This is a genomic window from Paenalcaligenes sp. GW821-LYS-B07-1 (assembly GCF_058803365.1).
In genome coordinates, this window is the sequence record NZ_CM179516.1 from 2,507,433 (window position 1) to 2,530,868 (window position 23,436).

18 protein-coding genes and 1 pseudogene are annotated in these 23,436 nt (G+C 50.6%); 11 read left to right on the top strand and 8 right to left on the bottom strand.

What is annotated here, in order from left to right; all coding sequences use genetic code 11:
- Positions 1-2: 2 nt before the first annotated feature.
- Positions 3-698 (bottom strand): alpha/beta fold hydrolase, encoded by a 696-nt coding sequence (locus tag AC3QL0_RS11985; RefSeq protein ID WP_493008681.1) that lies wholly within the window; start codon positions 696-698, stop codon positions 3-5.
- 47 nt (positions 699-745) lie between these two features.
- Here AC3QL0_RS11985 and AC3QL0_RS11990 point away from each other — a divergent pair, with 47 nt between their 5' ends.
- The 4 genes and pseudogenes from AC3QL0_RS11990 to AC3QL0_RS12005 form a co-directional block, all read left to right on the top strand.
- Positions 746-1,171, top strand: a complete 426-nt coding sequence (locus AC3QL0_RS11990; protein ID WP_493008682.1) for a DUF1841 family protein — start codon at positions 746-748, stop codon at positions 1,169-1,171.
- Between the two features lie 18 nt (positions 1,172-1,189).
- Entirely contained in the window at positions 1,190-2,053 is an 864-nt protein-coding gene (locus AC3QL0_RS11995) for an AAA family ATPase (RefSeq protein ID WP_430220546.1), read from the top strand.
- Between the two features lie 28 nt (positions 2,054-2,081).
- Positions 2,082-3,263: a vWA domain-containing protein gene (locus AC3QL0_RS12000; RefSeq protein WP_493008683.1), complete on the top strand. Its 1,182-nt coding sequence runs from the start codon at positions 2,082-2,084 to the stop codon at positions 3,261-3,263.
- A gap of 182 nt (positions 3,264-3,445) precedes the next feature.
- Positions 3,446-6,196, top strand: a pseudogene (locus tag AC3QL0_RS12005) (M16 family metallopeptidase); the annotation flags it as partial.
- 705 nt (positions 6,197-6,901) lie between these two features.
- Here the strand turns inward: AC3QL0_RS12005 and AC3QL0_RS12010 are convergent.
- The gene (locus AC3QL0_RS12010) at positions 6,902-8,104 is read right to left on the bottom strand and encodes an MFS transporter (protein ID WP_493008684.1); all 1,203 of its coding nucleotides are present in this window, start codon (positions 8,102-8,104) and stop codon (positions 6,902-6,904) included.
- A gap of 386 nt (positions 8,105-8,490) precedes the next feature.
- Between AC3QL0_RS12010 and mgtA the strand changes: the two genes are divergently transcribed.
- The 5 genes from mgtA to AC3QL0_RS12035 all read left to right on the top strand — a co-directional run bounded on the left by mgtA (position 8,491) and on the right by AC3QL0_RS12035 (position 14,040).
- Positions 8,491-11,181: a magnesium-translocating P-type ATPase gene (mgtA, locus tag AC3QL0_RS12015; protein WP_493008685.1), complete on the top strand. Its 2,691-nt coding sequence runs from the start codon at positions 8,491-8,493 to the stop codon at positions 11,179-11,181.
- 146 nt (positions 11,182-11,327) lie between these two features.
- A complete protein-coding gene (locus tag AC3QL0_RS12020) occupies positions 11,328-11,561 on the top strand; it encodes a hypothetical protein (RefSeq protein ID WP_493008686.1) in 234 nt (77 codons plus the stop codon).
- Positions 11,562-11,608: 47 nt separating this feature from the next.
- Entirely contained in the window at positions 11,609-12,313 is a 705-nt protein-coding gene (locus tag AC3QL0_RS12025) for an MgtC/SapB family protein (RefSeq protein ID WP_493008687.1), read from the top strand.
- A 30-nt stretch (positions 12,314-12,343) separates the two neighbouring features.
- Positions 12,344-13,408: a sensor histidine kinase gene (locus AC3QL0_RS12030; protein WP_493008688.1), complete on the top strand. Its 1,065-nt coding sequence runs from the start codon at positions 12,344-12,346 to the stop codon at positions 13,406-13,408.
- The gene (locus tag AC3QL0_RS12035) at positions 13,408-14,040 is read left to right on the top strand and encodes a response regulator transcription factor (protein ID WP_430220765.1); all 633 of its coding nucleotides are present in this window, start codon (positions 13,408-13,410) and stop codon (positions 14,038-14,040) included. The genes AC3QL0_RS12030 and AC3QL0_RS12035 overlap by 1 nt, the downstream gene beginning before the upstream one ends.
- Positions 14,041-14,089: 49 nt before the next feature.
- On the opposite strand, the gene dnaJ is transcribed toward AC3QL0_RS12035, so the two are convergent.
- From dnaJ to hrcA, 5 genes are all read right to left on the bottom strand, one after another.
- Complete coding sequence (gene dnaJ / locus AC3QL0_RS12040; protein ID WP_493008689.1) at positions 14,090-15,223, bottom strand: molecular chaperone DnaJ; 1,134 nt, start codon at positions 15,221-15,223, stop codon at positions 14,090-14,092.
- Between the two features lie 101 nt (positions 15,224-15,324).
- Entirely contained in the window at positions 15,325-17,247 is a 1,923-nt protein-coding gene (gene dnaK / locus AC3QL0_RS12045; protein WP_493008690.1) for a molecular chaperone DnaK, read from the bottom strand.
- Between the two features lie 117 nt (positions 17,248-17,364).
- The gene (gene grpE, locus AC3QL0_RS12050; protein ID WP_430220557.1) at positions 17,365-17,928 is read right to left on the bottom strand and encodes a nucleotide exchange factor GrpE; all 564 of its coding nucleotides are present in this window, start codon (positions 17,926-17,928) and stop codon (positions 17,365-17,367) included.
- A gap of 93 nt (positions 17,929-18,021) precedes the next feature.
- Positions 18,022-19,077, bottom strand: coding sequence for a ferrochelatase (gene hemH, locus AC3QL0_RS12055; protein ID WP_493008691.1), 1,056 nt, complete (start codon positions 19,075-19,077; stop codon positions 18,022-18,024).
- Between the two features lie 50 nt (positions 19,078-19,127).
- Entirely contained in the window at positions 19,128-20,141 is a 1,014-nt protein-coding gene (gene hrcA / locus AC3QL0_RS12060) for a heat-inducible transcriptional repressor HrcA (protein ID WP_430223720.1), read from the bottom strand.
- A 135-nt stretch (positions 20,142-20,276) separates the two neighbouring features.
- On the opposite strand from hrcA, the gene AC3QL0_RS12065 reads away from it, so the two are divergent.
- Complete coding sequence (locus AC3QL0_RS12065; RefSeq protein WP_493008692.1) at positions 20,277-21,176, top strand: NAD kinase; 900 nt, start codon at positions 20,277-20,279, stop codon at positions 21,174-21,176.
- A gap of 9 nt (positions 21,177-21,185) precedes the next feature.
- Positions 21,186-22,835 carry a DNA repair protein RecN gene (gene recN / locus AC3QL0_RS12070; protein ID WP_493008693.1) on the top strand — a complete coding sequence of 550 codons (1,650 nt, stop codon included), beginning with the start codon at positions 21,186-21,188 and terminating at the stop codon, positions 22,833-22,835.
- 66 nt (positions 22,836-22,901) lie between these two features.
- Here the strand turns inward: recN and fur are convergent, their stop codons facing one another.
- The gene (fur, locus tag AC3QL0_RS12075) at positions 22,902-23,360 is read right to left on the bottom strand and encodes a ferric iron uptake transcriptional regulator (protein ID WP_135865641.1); all 459 of its coding nucleotides are present in this window, start codon (positions 23,358-23,360) and stop codon (positions 22,902-22,904) included.
- Between the last annotated feature and the right edge of the window lie 76 nt (positions 23,361-23,436).

Sequence of the window (23,436 nt, forward strand, 5' to 3'; positions counted from 1 at the left end):
GTCTACTCTCCGGGGAATAGCTCACACAACGCCGCTACTAATTGTGGCGCATGTGTGTAAGGCAAAAAGTGACTGGCATCCGCCCATTGGAATACCTGTGATGACGCAGACAGTAACGCTAAGCGCTGCGCAACGTCAGCAGGAACTAATGCATCCTGCCCTGCAAAAAAATGATACTGAGGAACCGACAACGACGCCAATACTGAACGCGTATCCAGTTCAGCCAACAGACGCAACTGCTGGGTACTTGCTGGTACATCTACGCTATGTTCAAAGCTGCTTCGTAGTTGTCCCACATAGTCTTTAGCTTGAGCATCGCCCTGACACACCAATGCAGCAAAGCGCAAGCGTGATTTATCAGGCTGCACACTATAACGCTGCTCAAAGGCACGAAAGTCTTCTACCGGCATGCCACACGGCCAATCGTCAGCCGCACAAAAACGCGGATTTGACGCCAGCGTTACTAAAGCACAGCCCCATTCTTGGGCTAACAATGTCGCCACTTGGCCGCCTAGCGACCACCCCACTACCACACTGGGCGTTTGCGGAGGCGTTAATGTAGAAAGATAGGACTTCCACGACTGGTTTTGCGGGAGATCTACAAGGGAGACACTGTGCCCCTTTGCCTGCAAACCGCTGTATAACCGTTGTAGTGGAAAAGCCCCCAGACCAAAGCCGGGCAATAATACGAAATTCATGGCGTAAAATAATACCAGATACGATACTGCACTGAGACTAGATACGCATGTTCAACCCTAGCCGCGAACAGGTACGACAGTTTTTTGTCGAAGCCTGGAAGAAAGACCAAAACAACGGTGTACTCACCCCCATCGAAATTATTGCAGTGGATTGGGTACGTGAGCACCCCGAATACCACGACCTGCTGCGTAACCCCGATGCGCTACAAGCGGACTTCACTGTAGAAGAAGGGCAAACCAACCCATTTCTACACTTGTCCATGCACTTGGCCATACATGAGCAGCTATCCATTGATCAGCCCCCAGGCATCAAAGCTGCTTACAATCGCCTGTTGCAGCAGCGTAGCCCGCATGAAGCGGTGCACTGCATTATGGATGCCCTAGGTGAAATCATCTGGGAAGCCCAGCGCTTGAATAAGCCGCTTGATAACGAGCGCTATATCGAGCTGATTAACCGTTACAGCACCCGCTAACCCTTTTTCTTGTTTGCCATGTCTGCTTCTGATACTTCTGCCCGCTTTTCCAGTACCGATCAGTATATTGCTACCGATGACCTCAGCATGGCGGTGAATGCCGCGTTAGCGCTGCAACGACCTTTGCTGATTAAAGGTGAGCCTGGCACTGGTAAAACACACTTGGCAGAAGAGGTAGCCAAGTCCCTAGGTCGCCCCCTGCTGCAGTGGCACATTAAGTCGTCCACCAAAGCGCAACAAGGCTTGTACGAATACGATGCGGTATCGCGTTTACGTGATTCGCAGTTGGGAGACCCTCGTGTGCATGACATTGCCCACTACATTGTGAAGGGTGTGTTGTGGCAAGCCTTTGAAAGCGATGTACCAACGGTAGTGCTGATTGATGAAATAGACAAAGCAGACATCGAGTTCCCCAATGACTTGTTGCGTGAACTGGATCAGATGAGCTTTCATGTGTACGAAACACAGCAAACCGTCACAGCGCGCCATCGCCCCCTGATTATCATCACCTCGAATAATGAGAAAGAGCTGCCAGATGCTTTCTTGCGCCGCTGTTTCTTCCACTACATTCGCTTCCCTGACCGCGACACCTTGCAGCAAATTGTGCAGTTGCACTTTCCACAGCTAAAAAGCGAACTGCTGAATCAAGCGATGGATGTGTTCTTTGCCTTGCGCGACACTCCCGGTTTGAAAAAGAAACCCTCTACCTCTGAGTTTCTAGATTGGATCAATCTGCTGCTGCACGAAGGCATTACCCCTGAGCAACTGCAAGCGGCTGCCCAGCAACCCGGCCAAAATGCAGTAATGATGGCGGGTGCTTTACTGAAAAACGAACAAGACCTCACCCTGCTGAATCGCTTAGGGCGACTGCTGCGATCCTAAGATCACAGTCTAGGCTTTAGCTGCTGCCATGTTCATCGACTTCTTTTATCATCTGCGTGCTCATCAACTACCGGTATCCTTAAGTGAATACTTAACGTTGTTGGATGCGTTGCGCCAACCGGTCATGCCCACTCGTGTGGAAGACTTTTACCGCTTGGCACGGCTGATTCTGATTAAAGACGAGAGTCTCTACGACAAATACGACAGGGCTTTCGCACAGTTTTACGAACAGCATCAGATGAAGTTAGAGACTGACCCAGATGCCAGCCAAATTCCTCTTGATTGGCTGATTAAAAACTTTGAACGGCACCTTAGCGCAGAAGATCGTGCGGCGATACAGAAGCACGGCTGGGACAAGCTGATGGAGCTATTCAAAGAGCGTTTAGCTGAACAAACTGAACGACACGCTGGGGGCAATAAATGGATCGGCACAGGCGGTAGTTCACCCTTTGGTCATGGTGGCTATCACCCTGAAGGCATACGCGTAGGAGGCCCATCAGCAGGCAATAGAACTGCCGTTAAAGTCTGGGAACAACGTGAGTTTAAAGACTACGATGACCAACAAGAGTTGGGTACGCGTAACTTTAAAATGGCACTGCGCCGCTTGCGTAGGTTTGCCCGTGACGGCCAACAAAACGAGCTGGATCTGGAAAACACCATACGCCAGACGGCTCACAATGCTGGTCTGTTGGATATTCAAATGCGGGCCGAGCGTCATAATGCCGTCAAAGTGCTGATGCTATTAGACGTGGGCGGCAGCATGGATGACCACATCGCTCTTGTACAGGAATTATTTTCTGCTGCTCGCAGCGAATTCAAGCACCTGCATGCTTACTACTTTCATAACTGCCCCTATGAAGGGTTGTGGACGCAGAATCACCGTCGCCACCAAGAGCGTATTCCTACTATGGATATACTGCACCGTTACGGCGATGACTGGACACTGATTTTCGTAGGTGATGCCACCATGAGCCCGTATGAAATCATGATGCCAGGTGGTAGCGTAGAACACTACAACGACGAAAGTGGTGCGGTTTGGATTCAGCGCTTGCTGGATCAATGGCCTCATGCCGCGTGGCTAAACCCTGAACCACAACGCTATTGGTCGTACCATCAATCCATACTGACTATTCAGAAACTTATGGGTGGACGCATGTACGACCTTAGCTTGCACGGTTTAGAAAGCGCCATGCAGAACCTCGCTAGATAAGGTTAACTTTCGCTAACATCTCTGAATGTCGTCCAACATCACTGCTCTACACGGTGCAGTGGTTTTGGTTGCGTTTTCTCACGATTACGACTGTTTCGCATTCTAGTATCTCCCTGTACAGTAGAGACCTTAGCTTACACGAGCATTCTGTTGCCATTCATGTTCAACAAGGGAATCCACACATGCTGTCCATCCGAGTTTCACGCATAACTGCCGGACTTGGGCTAGCGCTGTTTAGCCTGATGCCAGTCAGCGTTTATGCCCTACCAGAAGGTGTAGTTCAAGGAGCCAGTGTAGAAGGCGTTACCGAATACCGATTAGAAAATGGTTTACGCGTACTATTGGCTGCCGACACCTCCAGACCAAATATCACAGTCAATATGACCTATTTGGTAGGCTCTCGCCAGGAAAACTATGGCCAAACGGGGATGGCCCACCTGTTGGAGCACATGCTGTTTCGCGGCACCCCTACGCTACCTAATGCCTTAGCAGAATTCTCCAAACGCGGCTTGGCTGCCAACGGCACCACGTCGGGTGATAGAACCAACTATTACGCTAGCTTCGCCGCTAACGACGATACCTTGAAATGGTATTTGGAATGGCAAGCGGATGTGATGGTGAATGCCACCATTTCCAGAAGTGATCTGGATGCCGAAATGACGGTGGTACGTAATGAAATGGAACGCGGCGAAAACAGCCCATTCCGTATTCTGATGCAGCAAATGCAAGCCGCTGCCTTCCAATGGCATAACTACGGTAAATCGACCATTGGTGCTCGTTCTGACGTAGAGAACGTAGACGTGGTCCAGCTTAAGGCTTTCTACAAAGAGTACTACCAGCCTGATAACGCCATCTTAATCGTGAGCGGTAAATTCGATGCTGATCAAACACTAGCGCAAATTGCCGAAAGCTTTGGGGCCATTCCCAAACCCACTCGCCAACTACCGCCAGAATATACAGTAGAGCCCGTGCAAGATGGCACACGCTCTGTTTCCTTGCGTCGCCAAGGCGGCTCGCCTATCGTAGCAGCTCTGTACCACATTCCAGCCGAAGCTGATCCAGAGTACATCCCTGTCAGCATAGGCGTAGGCATCTTGGGTGACACGCCATCTGGCCGCTTGTACAAAGCGATGATAGATCAGAACTTAGCCACCAGCGTGTTTGGTTTTGCAGCAGGTATGCATGACCCTGGTTACGCCTTCTTTGCGGCTGAACTGCAAGGTGAAATGAACCAAGAACAAGCTCTGCAAGTTTTGGATCAAACCGTCACCAATGTGCACGAGCAACCCTTCACCGATGAAGAGGTAAACCGTATCCGTAACCAATGGCTAAATGGTTGGTCTAGCGTTTATGCAGACCCTGCACAATTGGCTTCTGCCTTGTCAGAAAATGCCGCCATTGGTGATTGGAGATTGTTCTTCATTAGCCGCGATCGCGTAGAACAACTGAAAACAGCGGATGTACAAACCGCCGTAGAACGTTGGTTGGTGGCTGACAACCGCACCAATGGCCAATATATTCCTACTGAAGCACCTAAACGCGCCCCTCAAGCCGAAGTCATCGATATTGAGTCGCTGGTGAGCGATTACAAAGGTAAAGAGCTGGTACAAGAAACCGCCAGCTTTGATGTATCGCCGGCAAATATCGATGCACAAACTCAGCGCCCCGTACTGACACTAAATGAAGGCTTAGGCACCGTACAACTAGCACTATTGCCTAAAGCCACGCGTGGTGACCGTGTAGAAGCTGTATTGAGTTTGCAGTTTGGCGACGCCGAAAGCCTTAAAGGCAAACGTGCTATTGGCTCTACCGTTGCTAGCTTACTCAGCTACGGCACGCAACAACGCAGTCGTCAGGAAATCGCAGACCGTTTCACTGAGCTACAAGCCGATGTAGGCTTTAGCGGTCAAAGCACGGGCATCACCATCAGCATTTCTACGTTGGGCGAGAACTTGCCTGCGGTAGTTAAACTGGTGCTGGAAATATTGCGTAGCGCTAGCCTGCCCGCCGACGAATTGGAAAAATACAAAACCCAATTAGTCACGGCTTACCAAAACGCCATGACCGAGCCTACTGAATTGGCAGCCCAAGCCTTGGCACAGCATGAAAACATCTGGCCTAAAGACGATATCCGTTATGTGCCCACGCTGGCAGAAAGCTTGGAAGAAACCAAAGCATTAACTCATCAAGACGTGTTGTCGTTCTATGAACAGTTCTACGGTACTGGCAGCATTCGCTTCAGTGCAGCGGGTAGCTTTAACCCTGAAACCGTGCAGCAAGTACTAGTAGAAGGCTTGAACCAATGGAAAGCCGCACCGGCTTACAGCCGTCCAGAAACGCCTTACCACGACGTCAAAGCCGAAGAGTTCTTCATCAATACCCCTGATAAAGCCAACGCGTTCTACATGGCCAAACAAAACATGCCATTGCAAGACACAGATGCAGACTTCCCTGCCCTGTACCTTGCCAATTACATGCTGGGGCAATCTGAGACCTCCAGATTGTGGAACCGAGTACGTGTGCAAGATGGCTTGTCTTACGATGTACGTAGCATGCTGAACACCTCATCCTACGAGCCTAATGCTAATTGGATTTTCTACGCCATACATGCACCTGAAAACTCTGGCAAAGTTGCCGCCGCCATTCAGGAAGAAATCCAGAAAGTTCTGCAAGATGGCTTTACCGAGGAAGAAGTAACACAAGCGGTAGATGCCATGCTGAAGTACCGTGAGCTATCACGCAGCCGCGATGCTATCTTGGCCAACACATGGTCTAGATATCTGGATCAGAACCGCAGCTTTGCTTGGTCTGCTGAGATTGATGAAGCGCTGAAAAAGCTGGATGCTAAACAGGTGAATGACACACTGAGAAAGTATCTGGATCCTAAAGCGCTCAGCATTGCTATTGCGGCTGACCAAAGCAAGCAACAAGCTACAGGCGATGCAGCACCTAGCGCTACTGTTCCACCTAAAGCGCCAGAGGATCTGCCTCACCCGGTAGAAAACGCCGCACCACAAAGTGATGCTGAAACGGCCACGGTCAGCGAACCTCAAGCAGCCAACGATGCAACACCGGCTGCTAGCGAGTCACACACCGCCAGTGCTGTGGAGCCAGCGATTGTAAGCGCAGAACCTCTTGTAGCCAATGAGCCGTCTGTAGCGGATAAAGCAGAATCCGTGACCGTCAGTGGGCCACAAGCAAGCCATGATGCAGCACCTGTTGCGAGTGACTTGCAAACAACCAGCACTACAGAGTCAAGCACAGCAAGCGAAGCTCAGGTAGCCAGCAATGTCGAGTCCCCAACGGTAAGCGCAGAAGCACCAGTAGTGAACGATGCCGCACCTGCAGTGCCAAATGTGGAGCCCGTGGCGGCAAGTGAAGAGCTGGTAGCAAGCAACACTGAGCCAGCTACTACCAACACTGAAAAGCAGTCTATGACCAACGCTGTAGCACCCGTTGTAGAGCCAGCAGCCAGCAAGCCTGCTGTAGCAGATCATGCTGCCGTTGTTCCTAGCACCGCCCCCGTAGTAGATGCGATTGAGGATAGCGAGCCAGAAGAAGCGCAGGTCGCTAGCAATCCATAATGACCTGCTTAATCATGCCCCCAGCCTGCAACGCTGTAGACTGGGGGCATTTTTTTAGCATGCCACACTAGATTGCTTACGCAGTTGCACCGTTCCTATCACTGCCATTACCAGCACTGCTGCCCCAGCCCACCACAATACGGCAATGCCCGCACTGGCTCCTGCCTCATCCACTAAACGCCCCGACCAGCTAGCCCCTAGCGCTACACCACTGTTTAATCCCGCCAATAACCATGTCATACCTTCTGTAATTTGCGAGGCAGTTAAGCTACGTTCCACCAGCGACATGGCCACAATCATGGTGGGAGCAAAACACAATCCAGCCACGACTACTGTCGCGCTTAACCCCAACACACTGTCTACCCAGAAAAATGGCAAGGTACTCGCCGCAATCGCTACACCCCCCCATGCCAGTTGCGTAGGCAAGGGTGTAGCAAACGACCTTGCGCCAAACACCAAACCCGCCACACACGAACCCACCGCATAGGCAGACAACACTACACTGGCTGCGGCAGGTTGACCTTGTTGCTCAGCGAAGGCAACACTCACAATATCCACCGTTCCCACCATTACCCCCATCGCCACCATCAACAGCGTTAATAGCGGAACAGCTGGTGTGGATAACAATAACGACCGCCCTGCGATGGTATTCGACGCTACTACCCTAGGCTCTGTAGCCTGCTGCCGTATCAACGCTATAGCACCTAGTGTCAGCATCAACAGCGCCAACAACACCCCCGCTTGTGCAAACAACAAGACACTCAGCCCCACCGACAGCGGTGGCCCCACAATAAAGCTCACCTCATCCAACACCGTTTCCAACGAGTAAGCAGTTTGCAATGATGACTGCCCTGCCAAGCGCGCTGTCCATCTGGCACGTATTAAGGCAGAAACACTGGGCATGAATCCCAGCAACGCGGCCCCCACAAACAACACGCCATCGTGCAATGGCCACCATGTTCCTGCCACCAGCACTACACCACCACTCACACATACAACCGTGATACGTGGCACTACATAACCTTGCCCTTTGCTATCTACCCAGCGCGACGTCTGTGGCGATAACAAGGCATAAGCCAGCACAAACGTTGCCGAGACAGCGCCCGCTAACGCATAGCTATCACGCCACTGCACCAACAACGTAATGATGCCTATACCCATCATGGGCAAGGCTAATCGGGCAACTAACCCAGCCCATACAAACGCCCTCACCTCGGGGCTATTGAGTAGTGTTTTGTACTGCGCGTACACCGACATTCTCCTGATTCGCCAGTTTCTACTGGCATTAACATACACATCGTATGTATAAATCTTATATACATACGCGATGTATGTAAATAAAAAAAGAAGGCCATAGCGCTCATCATGGCTAGCTCACCACAGCATGGTTATACCAAGGTATAGCCACACCACCTCTTAGTTTGATCAGTGCATACACACGTAGTCTGGTTTACGCGCGCTAGGCATCGCATAATACTTTCTGTCTATTTCTTAGCTGAATCAGGCATGAAGCCACCTACAACGCATTCATCCTATTGTCTTAACAACCATGGCAGAAACAACGCCATGCGGTTCCCCCTGCCGAGCTAAACACACGGCGCTCATGAGCCGCTGCCTGTTGTGTCATGGCAGAGGTCTCACCCATGACTTTCTTTGCTTTTGCTCTCTCACGTGTCACGCCTAAGCAGGCTGCTCAAACACGTACATTGCGCGCGCAAAGTGAAGCCCCGCAAACCTTGCACACCACCTTGAAAAATGTAGGCGCACACCCACACGGTTTATTGCTTGCTGATGTAGCAGAACGTCAGCAACGAGACGGTTTAAATGTCATTGCACATGAGCAAACACCTTCGGCACTGCGACAGTTTCTGAGCACCTTTAAAAACCCATTTATTGTGGTGCTGTTGGTATTAGCAGGGATTAGTGCCATCACAGATATTTGGTTGCCCTGGCAAGCCGGCCACGCCGCTGCGCCTGCCAGCATGATCATTATCTTGACCATGGTTTTAGCCAGTGCGGTAATGCGCTTTATTCAGGAATACCGCTCTACCCGCGCTGCTGCAGCCTTAAAAGCCATGGTGCATACCACCGCCACAGTGACACGTCGTAGTGCGGTGCAAGCCAGACCGCACACACAGGAATTGCCTATAGAGCAATTGGTAGAAGGTGACTTAATTAGCTTACGGGCTGGCGACATGATTCCTGCCGATGTACGGCTAGTAGAGTCACGTGATTTATTTGTCAGCCAAGCAATGCTCACGGGTGAATCTATACCAGTAGAAAAACAGCATACCTCACAACCTTTTGCCACCGATGCAAACAACCTATTGGATACACCTAACATTGGTTTTATGGGCACTAACGTCGTGAGTGGCACCGCCACTGCCGTAGTGCTAGCAACGGGAAAGCGCAGCTATTTTGGATCGCTAGCGCACTCCATTGTAGGTACCCGCTCACAAACTGCTTTTGACCGTGGCGTGAACAGCGTGAGCTGGTTATTGATACGTTTTATGCTGGTCATGGTGCCTTTGGTCTTTGTGATCAATGGCGTGAGCAAAGGTGATTGGGTAGAGGCCTTTATGTTTGCCTTGGCCGTAGCGGTGGGGCTAACCCCTGAAATGCTGCCCATGATTGTGAGCGCCAATTTGGCCAAAGGCGCACTAGCCATGGCTAAACGTAAGGTAGTGGTTAAACGCTTAAATGCCATTCAGAACTTTGGCGCCATGGATGTCTTGTGTACAGATAAAACCGGCACCCTCACCCAAGACAAAGTGATCTTGGCTAAACATGTCAGTACCACAGGTATCAATGATGCCACCGTATTGCAACTGGCCTGGTTAAACAGCTACAACCAAAGTGGCGTACCTAACCTCATTGATCAAGCTGTACTACGTTTTGCAGAAACGTCCCCTAAACATCTAGACGCACTGCAGCAGTGGCAAAAGGTAGATGAAATGCCTTTTGACTTTGTACGTAGACGATTATCGGTAGTCGTTGCCAACGCATCGGGCACACACCAATTGATTTGCAAAGGTGCAGTTGAAGAGATGCTGGCGGTATCTACCCACATCGTGCATGAGCAACAAACCATTGCACTTACCGATGCTCGCCGCATTAGCTTACTGACGATGGCCCGTGCCTACCACCAAGACGGTTTTAGGGTGGTGGTAATTGCCACACGAGACATTACGGATGAGCAACGCTGTGAGCAATACAGCACCAGCGATGAACATAGTTTGGTCATACGTGGTCTGTTGATTTTTCTAGATCCACCCAAAGACAGTGCCAACGCAGCCATGCAAGCGTTGCACGCTCATGGGGTGAGCGTCAAAGTACTAACAGGCGATAACGACATCATCACAGGTCGTATCTGTAAAGAAGTAGGCTTGGCCCCTGGTGTGGCCTTGATGGGTAGTGAAATTGATTTGTTAGACGATGTAGCGCTGCGCCAAAAAGTAGAAGAGCGCACCGTATTTGCCAAACTTACACCGCTACAAAAGTCGCGCATACTCAAGGCCCTACAAGCCAACGGTCATACCGTAGGTTTTTTAGGCGATGGCATTAACGATGCCCCAGCCCTACGTGAAGCCGATGTAGGTATTTCAGTAGACAGTGCCGCTGACATTGCCAAAGAGTCGGCCGACATTATTTTGCTGGAAAAAAGTTTATTGGTACTAGAAGAAGGCGTTATCAAAGGTAGAGAGACCTTCGGCAACATACTCAAGTACCTGAACATGACAGCCAGCTCTAACTTTGGCAACGTGTTGTCGGTATTGATAGCCAGTGCTTTCATCCCCTTTTTACCTATGTTGGCCATACAACTGCTGATACAAAACCTGTTGTACGACCTGTCGCAGCTCTCGTTGCCATGGGACAAAATGGATAAAGAGTTTTTAGCCAAACCGCGTAAATGGGATGCTCGCAATACTGGCCGATTTATGTTGTTCATGGGGCCTACGTCATCCGTCTTCGACTTAGTTACCTACGCCGTATTGTGGTTTGTCTTTGCTGCGAACAGCACTTCGGCACAAGCGCTGTTTCAGTCGGGCTGGTTTATGGAAGGCTTACTGTCGCAAACACTGGTAGTACATATGCTGCGCACCCAAAAAGTGCCGCTCCTACAAAGTACGGCCACCTTACCGGTGTTGCTCATGACAGGTAGCGTTATAGCTTTAGGCCTGTATCTGCCCTTCTCCCCATTGGGGCCAATGTTAGGGCTAGAAGCATTGCCATGGGAGTACTTCCCGTGGTTGGTGGGTATTTTATTCAGTTATTGCCTGACTGCCCAACTGATGAAAACACTCTACATACGCCGCTTTGGCCGTTGGTTCTAACCTCACTCTAGGAGATTTCTATGGACGATGACCCGGGATCGTTGTGTTGTCTATGCGTTGAGACACACCCTCTTTACCCTTTTACTACACACTGGTTCCCACACTAAGCAACGCATAGTGGGAACCTCAACACAATGGAGGCTCCCATGTTCCGTATCGCTTTTTCTGGTGTTCACCACTCCCTGACTCGCCGCTTTACTGCACTGCATACACACCGCCTGTACTTCTCTGTCGTGGCGCTGTATCTGGTGTCGCTCTTTGGATTACTGGCCTTGTCATGGACAACCCAAGCCGCTACCGTGGACACAGCCGACAACGCTGCACAACACTCTGACACAACTCAGACATCCAAACGTGCTAGCGTCACACAGGCTTCGTAAACATATTATTGACCACGTTGGTTCTTAGTCTTGGAGGATTCGCCATTATGGATTTTCACGATCTGTCTTCTGTTGCCATCAACCTGTTCGGTGCTTTAGTACTGGGCGGGCTAGTAGGGTTTGAGCGGCAATGGCATCAGCGTCAGGCCGGACTACGAACCAACACCTTGGTGGCATTAGGTGCTGCTACCTTTGTGATTTTTGCAGGGCTATTTCCTGGTGAGGCTAGCCCTACCCGTATTGCTGCACAGGTGGTGTCTGGCATAGGTTTTTTAGGTGCAGGGATTATTTTTAAAGAAGGGATGAACGTACGCGGTCTGAATACTGCTGCCACCTTGTGGTGCTCGGCTGCCATTGGGGTGCTATGTGGTGCTGGCTATATATTCCACGCCACCATTGCCGCTTTTTTCATTATCGGAGTGAACGGCTTGCTGCGCCCTCTGGTACGTTTAATTGAGCGCCAAGCCATCAGCAACACTGACATCACTAACAGCTACAGCATCGCCTTGGTGTGCTATAGCGAAGCTGAGGCTCATGTGCGCGCCCTATTGCTGCGAGACCTAGGGCAAAACATCCACATCCAAGAGTTGGAAAGCACCAATATTGAAGACACCAACCGTGTAGAAGTAAACGCGTTGGTACGCGCGGAAGACAAACAAGATAGATTGGTAGAGCAAGTCATTGGTAGGCTGAGTTTGGAGCCAATGGTAACATCGGTACGCTGGCGTACAGTTTCTGATCACGAAGATTAACGACGCCATTTTGCTCACCAAGGACACACCATGACGGGTAGCCTGAACTTTCGCCGTATTCTAGGCGGCCTTACTATTGCGGTAGTAATGGCCGCAATTTTCATTGCTGATACCGTCACGGATTACGCGATTGCGTTCGCTGTGTTCTATTGCGCTGTACTACTCGCTGCCACGAACTTATACAGTGTACGTACTGTGAGTTGGTTATCGGCAGCCTGCATCAGCCTGACAATTTTGAGCTTCTATCTCACCAATGACGGCGAGTACGAAATAGGCCTGTTAAATACCGCCATCAGTTTGGTGGCAATTGGCATCACCTCGTTGTTAGGTATCAAAATCATGGCAGCCCGCACGGCGGCGGAAGTCTCGCAAGCACGGCTACAACAACTATCACGTATTACGAGTTTGGGCGAGATGGCCGCCTCTATCGCTCACGAAGTGAACCAACCGCTAGGGGCGATTATCGCCAGCAGTAATGCTTGCCAACGTTGGCTGAACTTTGAACCACCGAATATGGAAAAAGCACGCTTGGCCATTGAGCGCATTATCGCCGATGCCAACCGTGCCAGTGATGTGATCACTCGCATACGCGCCCTTACCCGAGGTGAAGCGCCACAAGCCAGCTTATTCGATATGAATCAAGCCATCGTAGAAGTGGTGCAGTTTTCGCGTAACGAATTAGACCGTCACAATATTTCGCTAAAACTTAGCTTGGCGGAAAATCTGCCTAAGGTATTCGCCGACCGCATACAATTACAGCAAGTTCTGGGTAACCTGCTGAATAATGCCATTGAAAGCATACGTCAGAACTCGCGCAATCCTCACCGTGAAATCGAGTTCACTACCCAAGTGGATGAACAAGGTGCGTTGTTGGTGGGGATTACCGATTCCGGCAAAGGCTTCAGCAACGATGCGCTAGAACATATGTTCGATGCATTCTGGACCGAAAAGGAAACTGGTGTGGGCTTGGGGCTAGCCATTAGCCGCACCATCATGGAGGCCAATCAGGGACGTATTTGGGCCTCCCACCGTCCTGAAGGCGGTGCCCGTTTTCAATTTATTCTTCCCCTGAATCACTCTGTTGCCAGCTCATGATGTCTACTCAAACCACAGATACCTCCAACGCCTTGGTCTACATTATTGATGATGACCCATCTATGCGCGCCGCACTGGACGACCTGCTGGCATCGGTAGGTTTACATACTCGCACCTACAGCTCGGTGCAAGAGTTTCTGGATCAAGGTGTGGAAGACACCCCCGGCTGTTTGATTCTGGATATACGTATGCCAGGCCAAAGCGGTATGGACTTCCATAGACACATGGCTCAATACGGTATCCAACTGCCTACTATCTTCATCACTGGCCACGGCGATATTGCTCTGGGTGTAGAGGCCATGAAAAATGGGGCAATAGAATTCCTCACCAAACCTTTCCGCGACCAAGACCTACTGGACGCCATCCAGTTAGGGCTGCAAAAAGACACGCAACGTCGACAAGAAGAGGCACAAATCACGGTGCTGCGTGATCGCTGGAATAGGCTCACTGCGGGGGAACAATCCGTCATGCGCTTGGTGGTACAAGGTTTGCTGAACAAACAAATTGCCAGCCAACTGCATGTGAGTGAGATCACCGTCAAAGTACGTCGCGGGCAAGTAATGCGCACCATGGAGGCTGGCTCACTTGCTGAACTGGTACGCATGGCAGATAGGCTGCAGTTACAGCCATAAAAAAACCGGTGCACGCCTAAACGTCACCGGTTTTTTGTGTGAGACACACTTAGGAGAAGAAGTTCTTCACCTTGTCTGTCCACGACTCGCTTTTGGGAGAGTGCTTGTCGCCACCTGATTTCAACGCCTCTTCGAATTGACGCAGAATTTTCTTCTGCTCTTCGCTCAAGCGCACAGGAGTTTCTACCTGAATGTGGCAGTACAAATCGCCGGGGTAGCTAGAACGTACACCCTTAATCCCTTTAGCACGCAAGCGGAAGGTTTTTCCGGTTTGTGTACCTTCAGGAATAGTGATCTCACCTCGGCCAGTTAGGGTAGGCACTTCCACTTCACCACCCAATGCCGCGGTCGTGAATGGAATGGTCAGACTGCAGTGCAGGTCATCGCCGTCACGCTGGAAAATACCATGTGGTTTCAGCTGAATTTCCACATACAAGTCACCGGCTGGGCCACCGTTCACACCTGGCTCACCATTCCCCATAGAGCGGATGCTCATGCCGTCATCAATACCGGCGGGGATCTTCACTTGCAGTGTTTTCTCTACACGTTTGCGACCTTCACCATGACATGCGGTGCAAGGATCTTTGATCTCTTTACCTGAACCATGACATGTAGGGCATGTTTGCTGCACGCTAAAGAAACCTTGTTGCATGCGTACAGCACCCGAACCACCACATGTACCACATGTAGTAGGTGAGCTGCCAGGCTTAGCACCAGAGCCGTCACAAACCGAACAGTTTTCCCAGCTAGGTACTCGGATTTCCGTGTCAAAACCTTTGGCTGCCTGCTCTAGGCTGATTTCCAACGAGTACCGTAAATCTGCACCACGGTACACTTGTGGTCCACCTTGGCCACGGCGTCCCGCGCCACCAAAGATTTCACCAAAGATATCGCCCAGATCACCAAACCCACCGAAACCTCCGCCACCACCCATGCCGCCCATACCGGCAGCACTAGGGTCCACACCAGCGTGGCCATAGCGGTCGTAAGCCTCACGTTTCTGATCATCGCTCAGAATTTCGTAAGCCTCTTTTGCTTCCTTGAACTTCTCTTCGGCCTCTTTGCTGTCAGGATTACGATCCGGGTGGTACTTCATTGCCATCTTGCGATAGGCTTTGCGGATCTCATCCTGGCTCGCATTTTTGGCGAGACCCAGTATTTCGTATAAATCGCGTTTTGCCATTTTGACTGTCAGGCTCCTAAAAGCCTTTTCATGGAAAAAAGGATGCCCGGAGCCCACACATAAGGTTGGCTACCGGGCCTGTTCAGTGCACAGTCACTGGATTACTGATCGCGCTTCACTTCTTTGAAGTCAGCGTCAACCACGTTTTCATCCGCGGGTTTAGCACCGTCTTCGCCTGCTTGCTGTGCAGCGGCCTGAGCCTGCATATCAGCGTACATTTTCTCGCCCAGTTTCTGCGATGCTGTGCTCAATGCTTCGACTTTGGCGTCGATGGCTTCTTTGTCGCCATCTTTCAATGCACCTTCCAGCTCAGCGATAGCAGCTTCAATCGCTTCTTTCTCGCTAGCTTCCAGTTTGTCACCGTACTCACCCAACGATTTACGTGTGGAGTGTACCAGTGCTTCACCGTTGTTGCGTGCAGTAGCCAGTTCAGCCAAACGACGGTCTTCCTCGGCGTGTGCCTCGGCGTCTTGCATCATGCGCTGTACTTCTTCATCACTCAAACCAGAGTTGGCTTTGATGGTAACTTTGTTCTCTTTACCTGTGCCTTTGTCTTTGGCGGAAACGTGCAAAATACCGTTTGCGTCAATGTCGAAAGTCACTTCGATCTGTGGCATACCACGTTGTGCTGGTGGGATACCTTCCAGATTGAACTCACCCAACGCTTTGTTACCCGCAGCGATTTCACGCTCACCTTGGAAAACCTTAATGGTTACCGCAGGCTGGTTGTCATCGGCTGTGGAGAACACTTGCGAGTGACGAGTAGGAATCGTGGTGTTCTTCTGAATCATTTTGGTCATCACACCACCCAGGGTTTCAATACCCAAGGACAGCGGTGTAACGTCCAGCAGCAATACGTCAGAACGATCGCCAGATAATACGGAACCTTGAATTGCTGCACCAGCGGCAACAGCTTCGTCAGGGTTCACGTCACGGCGTGGATCACGACCAAAGAACTCTTTCACACGTTCTTGCACTTTAGGCATACGTGTCATACCACCAACCAAGATCACATCGTCGATCTCTGACACTTTCACGCCTGCATCTTTGATAGCAATGCGGCAAGGTTCGATAGAACGCTCGATCAGATCTTCAACCAACGCTTCCAATTTGGCGCGTGTGATTTTCAGGTTCAAGTGTTTAGGACCGGAAGCATCTGCTGTGATGTACGGCAGGTTGATTTCAGTCTGTTGTGCAGACGACAGTTCGATCTTGGCTTTTTCTGCGGACTCTTTCAGACGTTGCAGTGCCAATACATCTTTGGACAGGTCTACGCCACTTTCTTTCTTGAACTCGTCGATGATGTAGTCAATGATACGTTGGTCAAAGTCTTCACCACCCAAGAAGGTGTCACCGTTAGTGGACAGCACTTCAAACTGTTTCTCACCGTCGATGTCAGCGATTTCAATGATGGATACGTCAAACGTACCGCCACCCAAGTCGTACACAGCGATTTTACGGTCGCCATCGGCAGCCTTATCCAAACCAAACGCCAATGCAGCAGCAGTAGGTTCGTTGATGATACGTTTTACTTCCAGACCAGCGATACGGCCGGCATCTTTAGTTGCTTGACGCTGGCTATCGTTGAAGTACGCAGGCACAGTGATCACGGCTTCGGTCACTTCATGACCCAAGTAGTCTTCAGCTGTTTTCTTCATTTTGCGCAGGGTGTCAGCAGAAACTTGCTGAGGAGCCAACGCTTTGCCTTGGGCTTCAACCCATGCATCACCGTTATCAGCCTTAACGATTTTGTAAGGCATCAACGAAATATCTTTCTGTACCGCTTTTTCGTCGAATTTACGACCAATCAAACGCTTCACAGCAAACAATGTGTTCTGTGGGTTTGTTACTGCTTGACGCTTAGCAGGTGCACCTACCAGTACTTCACCATCAGGCATGTAAGCAACGATGGAAGGGGTGGTACGAGTACCTTCTGCGTTTTCAATAATTTTGACCTGGTCACCGTCCATTACGGCAACACAACTGTTGGTTGTACCAAGGTCAATACCAATAATCTTGCTCATATTTTTGATTTACCTTGCAAAAATCAGCGTACCCAACTTAGGGATACGACTCAGTTATTACTATGATTTACAGATGGGGACTCGCTAAACATTTTCAAGCCCCCATAACAAAATAATTTAGGCTGGCGCTTGTCCGGAGGACACCATCACCAATGCAGGACGCAATACGCGATCGGCCAATACATAACCTTTTTGCAATGCCATCGCGACAGTACCTTCGGCTTGATCGGAGGGCACTGTAGAAATTGCTTGATGCAGATGCGGGTCGAATTTATCGCCTGCTTGTGGAGCTACTTCTTTAAGCTGATTGCGTGTGAACGCGTTATCCAACTGACGCAGCGTAGTTTCCACGCCTTCACGGAAGGCTTCAATCGTTTGTTCTTCTTGTGCCAGCGCAGCTTCCAAGCTATCACGTACTGGCAACAGGCTCTCGGCAAAGGACTCAGTCCCAAATTTACGTGCCTTAGATACCTCGTCATCCGCACGACGGCGAATGTTTTCCATTTCGGCTTTAGCGCGCAGCAACTGGTCGTAGTACTGGGCTACTTTAGCCTGAGCTTCTTCCAACTGCTGATCCAGTCCAGATTCGACAAGCGATTCTGCTGCCACATCAATGGACTCGTTTTCAGGTTGGTTGTCTTCAGGAATCTGGTTTTCGTTCTGGTCTGTTGATGCAGACATAATGGATCTCCACGGCAAAAAAACATCACTGTTTTCCATATGGGGATCACACACCCCATATTCAAGAGATCCACGGCTATTTTTACATTTAACTTATGAAAGCCAGCCTGCCGCGTGTTCGCGTACCAATTGCGCTAAGCCATCTACCCACTCTTTATCATCGTTCAAACAGGGGATATAGGCGAACTCTTGACCACCTTCTTCCAAGAATGCATCACGGCACATGAGTTTGATTTCTTCCAGTGTTTCCAAGCAATCCGCCAAAAACCCAGGACACACCACATGTACGTTTTTCACACCCTCCTTAGCCCACTGACGCAACAGCGGTTCAGTGTACGGCTCTAACCAACGCTCGGCTCCAAAACGACTTTGGAAGGCAGCTTGTACTGGCACTCCAGTGGCTTCCAGTTCACGGCGTAACGCTGCCGTGGTCAGCATACACTCGCGGTGATATGGATCGCCCTTTTCAGCACAACGACGTGGCAAACCGTGGAAGCTCAGCAGCAAACGTTCTGGTTTGCCCTGCGCTTCCCAATAGGTAGTAATAGATTGTGCTAACGGCTTTATGTACGCAGGATGATCGCAATAACTGCGTATAAAACGTAGCTCGGGTTGGTTACGCATTTTCGCAGCATAACGCGTCACAGCATCTACCGCCGTGGCTGTGGTACTTGCTGCATACTGCGGATACAACGGCACCACCAAGATGCGTTCACAGCCCTGTGCGCGTAATTTATCAACAGCACGTTCTACAGATGGATTTCCATAGCGCATCGCCAGTTCTACTTTGACGTGCTGGCCGGTTGGGTCCAAACGTTGCTGCAACCCATCGGCTTGTCGCTGGCTATACACCAACAGCGGAGCCCCTTCAGACATCCAGATCATTTGGTATTTTTCTACCAGCTTACGTGGTCTGAATGGCAAGATCGCCCCGCGTAAAATCAATTGCCACACAGGTTGTGGAATCTCAATTACACGCGGGTCCGACAAAAACTCTTTGAGGTAACGTCGTATGGATCCGGCATCTGGGTGATCCGGCGTACCCAGATTCATCACCACTATGCCTACTGGCGTAGCAGGACGACTGGCAATGTGCGCATCCAACAAAGATGGATCCGATGGTTCAGGCAAATAGGTAGTTAACAGCATATGTACGCCCTATGCGCCGCACTGAGCCCTCTCAGGCAGCGCCATTCTTATCAATTATTCTGGTTACAGCTCAAGGCATTGGACAATAACTTGGCGGTGATGTCCACGATAGGAATAACCTTGTCGTAAGCCATACGTGAGGGACCAATCACCCCCAAGGTGCCTACCACCTCGCCATCCACACCATAAGGCGCTGTCACCATGGAAACGTCGTCTAAAGGCAACAATGTAGAATCACCACCAATATAAATTTGTACGCCATGCGCATGACTGGAGGCATCCAGCAAATGCAGCAATTCAGTTTTCTTTTCAAACAACTGGAACAAGCGGCGCAAACGACTTAAGTCATCCGTCATTTCACTCACGTCCAAGAGCTTACTCTCACCGAAAATCACCACATCTTCTTCAATGTCGGACTCCGCCGTGCTGGCCGCTACCGCTGCTTGCATCAGCTTAGAAATGTCTACTTGCAAGCTAGACAGCTCGTCTGCCAACGACTCACGCACTACAGAAAACGACTTTCCTGAGAAGTGCTGATTAAAGAAATTACTGGCTTCGGTGAGCTCTTCTTCGCGATACTCTCGTGACATGAACAAAATGCGGTTTTGCACGTCACCGTCGGGCGATACCATGATTAGCAGCACCCTTTTGCCCGAGAGGCGAATGAACTCAATGTGTTTGAAAGTTTGGGCACGGCGCGGCACCATCACCACACCTGCAAATTGCGACAAGTTAGACAACAACGCTGCCGCTGATGACACCGCACGAGCTGGCTCTTCCATAGGCAAACGTAGCTGTAAGGGCTCGATGTGAGGCACCTCGAACTGCGGTACTGCCAAGAGCCTGTCCACAAACATACGGTACCCTTGAGGCGTTGGTATACGCCCCGCCGAGGTATGCGGACTATGAATTAACCCTAGGTCTTCCAAGTCAGCCATCACGTTGCGTATGGTGGCTGGCGACAAGTCAAAAAGCCTAGATAGAGTACGTGACCCAACCGGCTGACCGTCAGCTATGTAACGCTCAATTAATAGCGTCAATAATGCGCTTGATCTATCGTCCAGATATTTTGCCATGCTTATTTCATACACTCACATCAGGATCAAACTGCAGCATCAATGCCCTAAACCCTTACACAATTCTATAATCCAGTAATTCAGATTATCCTATTCCTATTCCATCATAAGGCAATTTACCTCATGCATTTCAAAACGGTCGCCCTCGTGGGTCGCTATCATGACTCGGGACTTGATGCCCCGCTGCGAGCCGTTGCCCACACGCTAAAGCAAGCGGGTTGCTCGGTCATTATAGAAAGCGATACAGCGCACTACACAGGTATACAGGATATCCCCTGTGTCAGTTTTGATGAAATCGGCCAACACGCTGATCTCGCTATCATCGTGGGTGGTGACGGCACGATGCTGGGTGCAGCACGTCAATTGGCGCACAGTGGCGTCCCCTTGATTGGGATTAACCACGGCCGACTAGGTTTCATCACCGACATCCCACTGCCACACGCTCACGAAGCGATCACCAGCGTCATCAACGGCCAGTACGAAACTGAACACCGCAGCCTGCTGGAAGGTCGCATCATACGCGATGGTCAGACACTGGTTTCAGGCATTGCGCTCAATGATATCGTAATTAACCGCGCTGGTCGTGGCGGCATGATCGAGCTGCGTGTAGAGCTGGATGGTGTGTTTATGCACCGCCAACGTGCTGACGGTATTGTCGTAGCCACACCAACCGGCTCCACTGCCTACGCACTGGCCGCTAACGGCCCTATTTTGTATCCCACACTCAATGCCTTCTTACTGGTGCCTGTAGCGCCGCAAACACTGTCTAATCGCCCTGTAGTGGTGCCTGACAGCAGCACCTTGAGTTTGACCATTACAGCGTTAGGCAGAGTTGAATCGGGTGCCAGCGTGCACTTCGACATGCAAGCGTGGTCTGACTGCCAGCCTGGCGACTGCGTAGAGATTCGCCGCGCTCAAAAAACAGTTTGTTTTATTCACCCCACCGGCTACAGTTTCTTTTCTACTTTGCGTCAGAAATTGGACTGGAACCGTATCCCACAACCCAACGACGCCAACGAATAATCCCTGCTTATGCTGCGATCCCTGCATATACGTGATTTTGTCATTGTGGATGAAGCCCTCATCGATTTCGAAGACGGCTTCACGGTTTTTTCTGGCGAAACTGGTGCCGGGAAATCCATACTTATAGACGCGTTGTCGCTGCTGCTTGGTGCTCGCGGCGACACCCGTGTCATACGTGAAGGATGTGAAAAAACCGATCTCAGTGCACACTTTGATCTGAATGACGACATTCGTGAATGGCTGAAAAATAACGATTTGGAAGACGGCGAAGATTTACTGCTACGCCGTGTCATCGACGCCCAAGGACGCAGCCGCGCCTACATCAACGGTACCGCCGCCACCTTGGGGCAACTGCGTGATGTGGGTGAGCACCTCGTAGACATACATGGCCAACATGCTCATCAAAGTCTGCTCAAAAGTGCGAATCAATATGCCTTATTAGATTCCCAAGGTGGGCACCTAGAGCTTTCCAAGCAAGTCGCTACAGCATGGAATACCTGGCAATCATTGCAGCAACGTTTGCGCCAAGCACAAGAGCAATCAGCGGGCCTACAAGCCGAACGCGAAAAGCTGCAGTGGCAATATGATGAGCTGCAAACCTTAGCGTTGCAACCAGGCGAGTGGGAACAAACCGGTGTAGAGCATCAGCGCTTAGCACATGCGCAATCGCTACTGGATGGTGCGACGCGTGCTTTAAATTTACTGGATGGTGAAGACCAAGCCGCACAACGTGCATTGTTTTCAGCCACTCAAGAAATCACCAAATTGCTGCACCATGACCCAGCGGCATTGCAGCCCATTCTGGACACCTTAGAATCCGCACGTATTGCGAGCTCTGAAGCTATTTCAGATCTGAACAGCTATGTCAGCGCGGTAGAACTAGATCCTGATCGTTTGTCTGTACTCGAAGAACGCATGGCAGACATTTTCAGTATGGCACGCAAATACCGCTGTGAACCCGAAGAGCTACTGGCGCTGTTTGAGTCTATTACCCAACAGCTAGAACAACTGACCGAAGATGCTGACTTAGAACAGTCGGAAGCCAAAGTCGCCCAAGCCAAAGCCAACTACAACACGGTAGCCACTCAACTCAGTGAAGCGCGAGCGCGCACCAGCAAACAGTTGAGCCTACAAGTCAGCCAAGCCATGCAGGAGCTTTCCATGCAAGGCGGCCAATTTGCTGTAGAGCTGAGTGCCTGCAAGCCCTCTGCGCACGGCAATGAGCAAGTGGAATTTCTCGTAGCGGGTCACGCCGGTGTACGCCCTGCTCCATTGGCTAAAGTCGCGTCTGGAGGTGAGCTAGCAAGGATATCCCTCGCGTTAGCCGTGATTGCCAGCCAAGCTGCCCAAGTGCCTACCTTAATTTTTGATGAGGTAGATACCGGTATTGGTGGCGCCGTGGCCGAAGTAGTAGGTAAATTGCTGCGTGAATTGGGGCAACGCCATCAAGTACTGTGCGTGACTCACTTACCGCAAGTTGCTGCTCAAGGCCAACACCACTTGCAGGTCAGCAAGCGTAGTCAAGACGGTCAAACCCGTTCACACATACAAGCACTGGACAGCAACGCACGTGTGGAAGAAATTTCGCGCATGTTAGGCGGTATCGCTATCACCGACACCACACGTCAGCACGCCAAAGAGATGCTATCTCGCCCATAAGAAAACGGCTTGCGCATTACTGCACAAGCCGTTTTTCATATTACTTACGGTACTGACTACTGCACCTTAGCGAGGCATGCCTCGGCCTGTAGCGCGGCCAGTGCTAGTGCAATCATTGCACAAGCCATACAACACCATGGTGTGGCTTTCTAGCTCAAAACCCAACTTATCAGCAATTTTGTGCTGACGTTTTTCAATTTCAGGATCAGAGAACTCAACCACTTTGGCACAATTGGTGCAGATGAAGTGATCGTGGTGATCCCCATCGTTCAATTCAAATACCGCTTTGCCACCATCAAACTGGCTGCGTGCCAAAATACCGGCTTGCTCGAATTGAGTCAGCACACGGTACACTGTGGCTAAGCCAATATCCACGTCGTCGGCAATCAGCAAACGGTACACATCTTCCGCGCTTAAATGGCGCAGTTCTTGGGTATCGTCGTTGCGGCGAAAAATATCAAGAATCTTGAGGCGTGGGAATGTCGCCTTAAGCCCCATGCTTTTCAGTTCGTTTTGATCGTTCATAGCTAAAATTAATATCTGAAAGGGGGAAGGGTTCGTGGCCCATCTGGCAACTAGCACCGACGGATTCCGAGATGGC

What these genes read in the sequence shown, in the direction of transcription:
- AC3QL0_RS11985 (WP_493008681.1), bottom strand. Translation starts at nt 698, where the DNA reads ATGAATTTCGTATTATTGCCCGGCTTTGGTCTGGGGGCTTTTCCACTA.
- AC3QL0_RS11990 (WP_493008682.1), top strand. Translation starts at nt 746, where the DNA reads ATGTTCAACCCTAGCCGCGAACAGGTACGACAGTTTTTTGTCGAAGCC.
- AC3QL0_RS11995 (WP_430220546.1), top strand. Translation starts at nt 1,190, where the DNA reads ATGTCTGCTTCTGATACTTCTGCCCGCTTTTCCAGTACCGATCAGTAT.
- AC3QL0_RS12000 (WP_493008683.1), top strand. Translation starts at nt 2,082, where the DNA reads ATGTTCATCGACTTCTTTTATCATCTGCGTGCTCATCAACTACCGGTA.
- AC3QL0_RS12010 (WP_493008684.1), bottom strand. Translation starts at nt 8,104, where the DNA reads ATGTCGGTGTACGCGCAGTACAAAACACTACTCAATAGCCCCGAGGTG.
- mgtA (WP_493008685.1), top strand. Translation starts at nt 8,491, where the DNA reads ATGACTTTCTTTGCTTTTGCTCTCTCACGTGTCACGCCTAAGCAGGCT.
- AC3QL0_RS12020 (WP_493008686.1), top strand. Translation starts at nt 11,328, where the DNA reads ATGTTCCGTATCGCTTTTTCTGGTGTTCACCACTCCCTGACTCGCCGC.
- AC3QL0_RS12025 (WP_493008687.1), top strand. Translation starts at nt 11,609, where the DNA reads ATGGATTTTCACGATCTGTCTTCTGTTGCCATCAACCTGTTCGGTGCT.
- AC3QL0_RS12030 (WP_493008688.1), top strand. Translation starts at nt 12,344, where the DNA reads ATGACGGGTAGCCTGAACTTTCGCCGTATTCTAGGCGGCCTTACTATT.
- AC3QL0_RS12035 (WP_430220765.1), top strand. Translation starts at nt 13,408, where the DNA reads ATGTCTACTCAAACCACAGATACCTCCAACGCCTTGGTCTACATTATT.
- dnaJ (WP_493008689.1), bottom strand. Translation starts at nt 15,223, where the DNA reads ATGGCAAAACGCGATTTATACGAAATACTGGGTCTCGCCAAAAATGCG.
- dnaK (WP_493008690.1), bottom strand. Translation starts at nt 17,247, where the DNA reads ATGAGCAAGATTATTGGTATTGACCTTGGTACAACCAACAGTTGTGTT.
- grpE (WP_430220557.1), bottom strand. Translation starts at nt 17,928, where the DNA reads ATGTCTGCATCAACAGACCAGAACGAAAACCAGATTCCTGAAGACAAC.
- hemH (WP_493008691.1), bottom strand. Translation starts at nt 19,077, where the DNA reads ATGCTGTTAACTACCTATTTGCCTGAACCATCGGATCCATCTTTGTTG.
- AC3QL0_RS12065 (WP_493008692.1), top strand. Translation starts at nt 20,277, where the DNA reads ATGCATTTCAAAACGGTCGCCCTCGTGGGTCGCTATCATGACTCGGGA.
- recN (WP_493008693.1), top strand. Translation starts at nt 21,186, where the DNA reads ATGCTGCGATCCCTGCATATACGTGATTTTGTCATTGTGGATGAAGCC.
- fur (WP_135865641.1), bottom strand. Translation starts at nt 23,360, where the DNA reads ATGAACGATCAAAACGAACTGAAAAGCATGGGGCTTAAGGCGACATTC.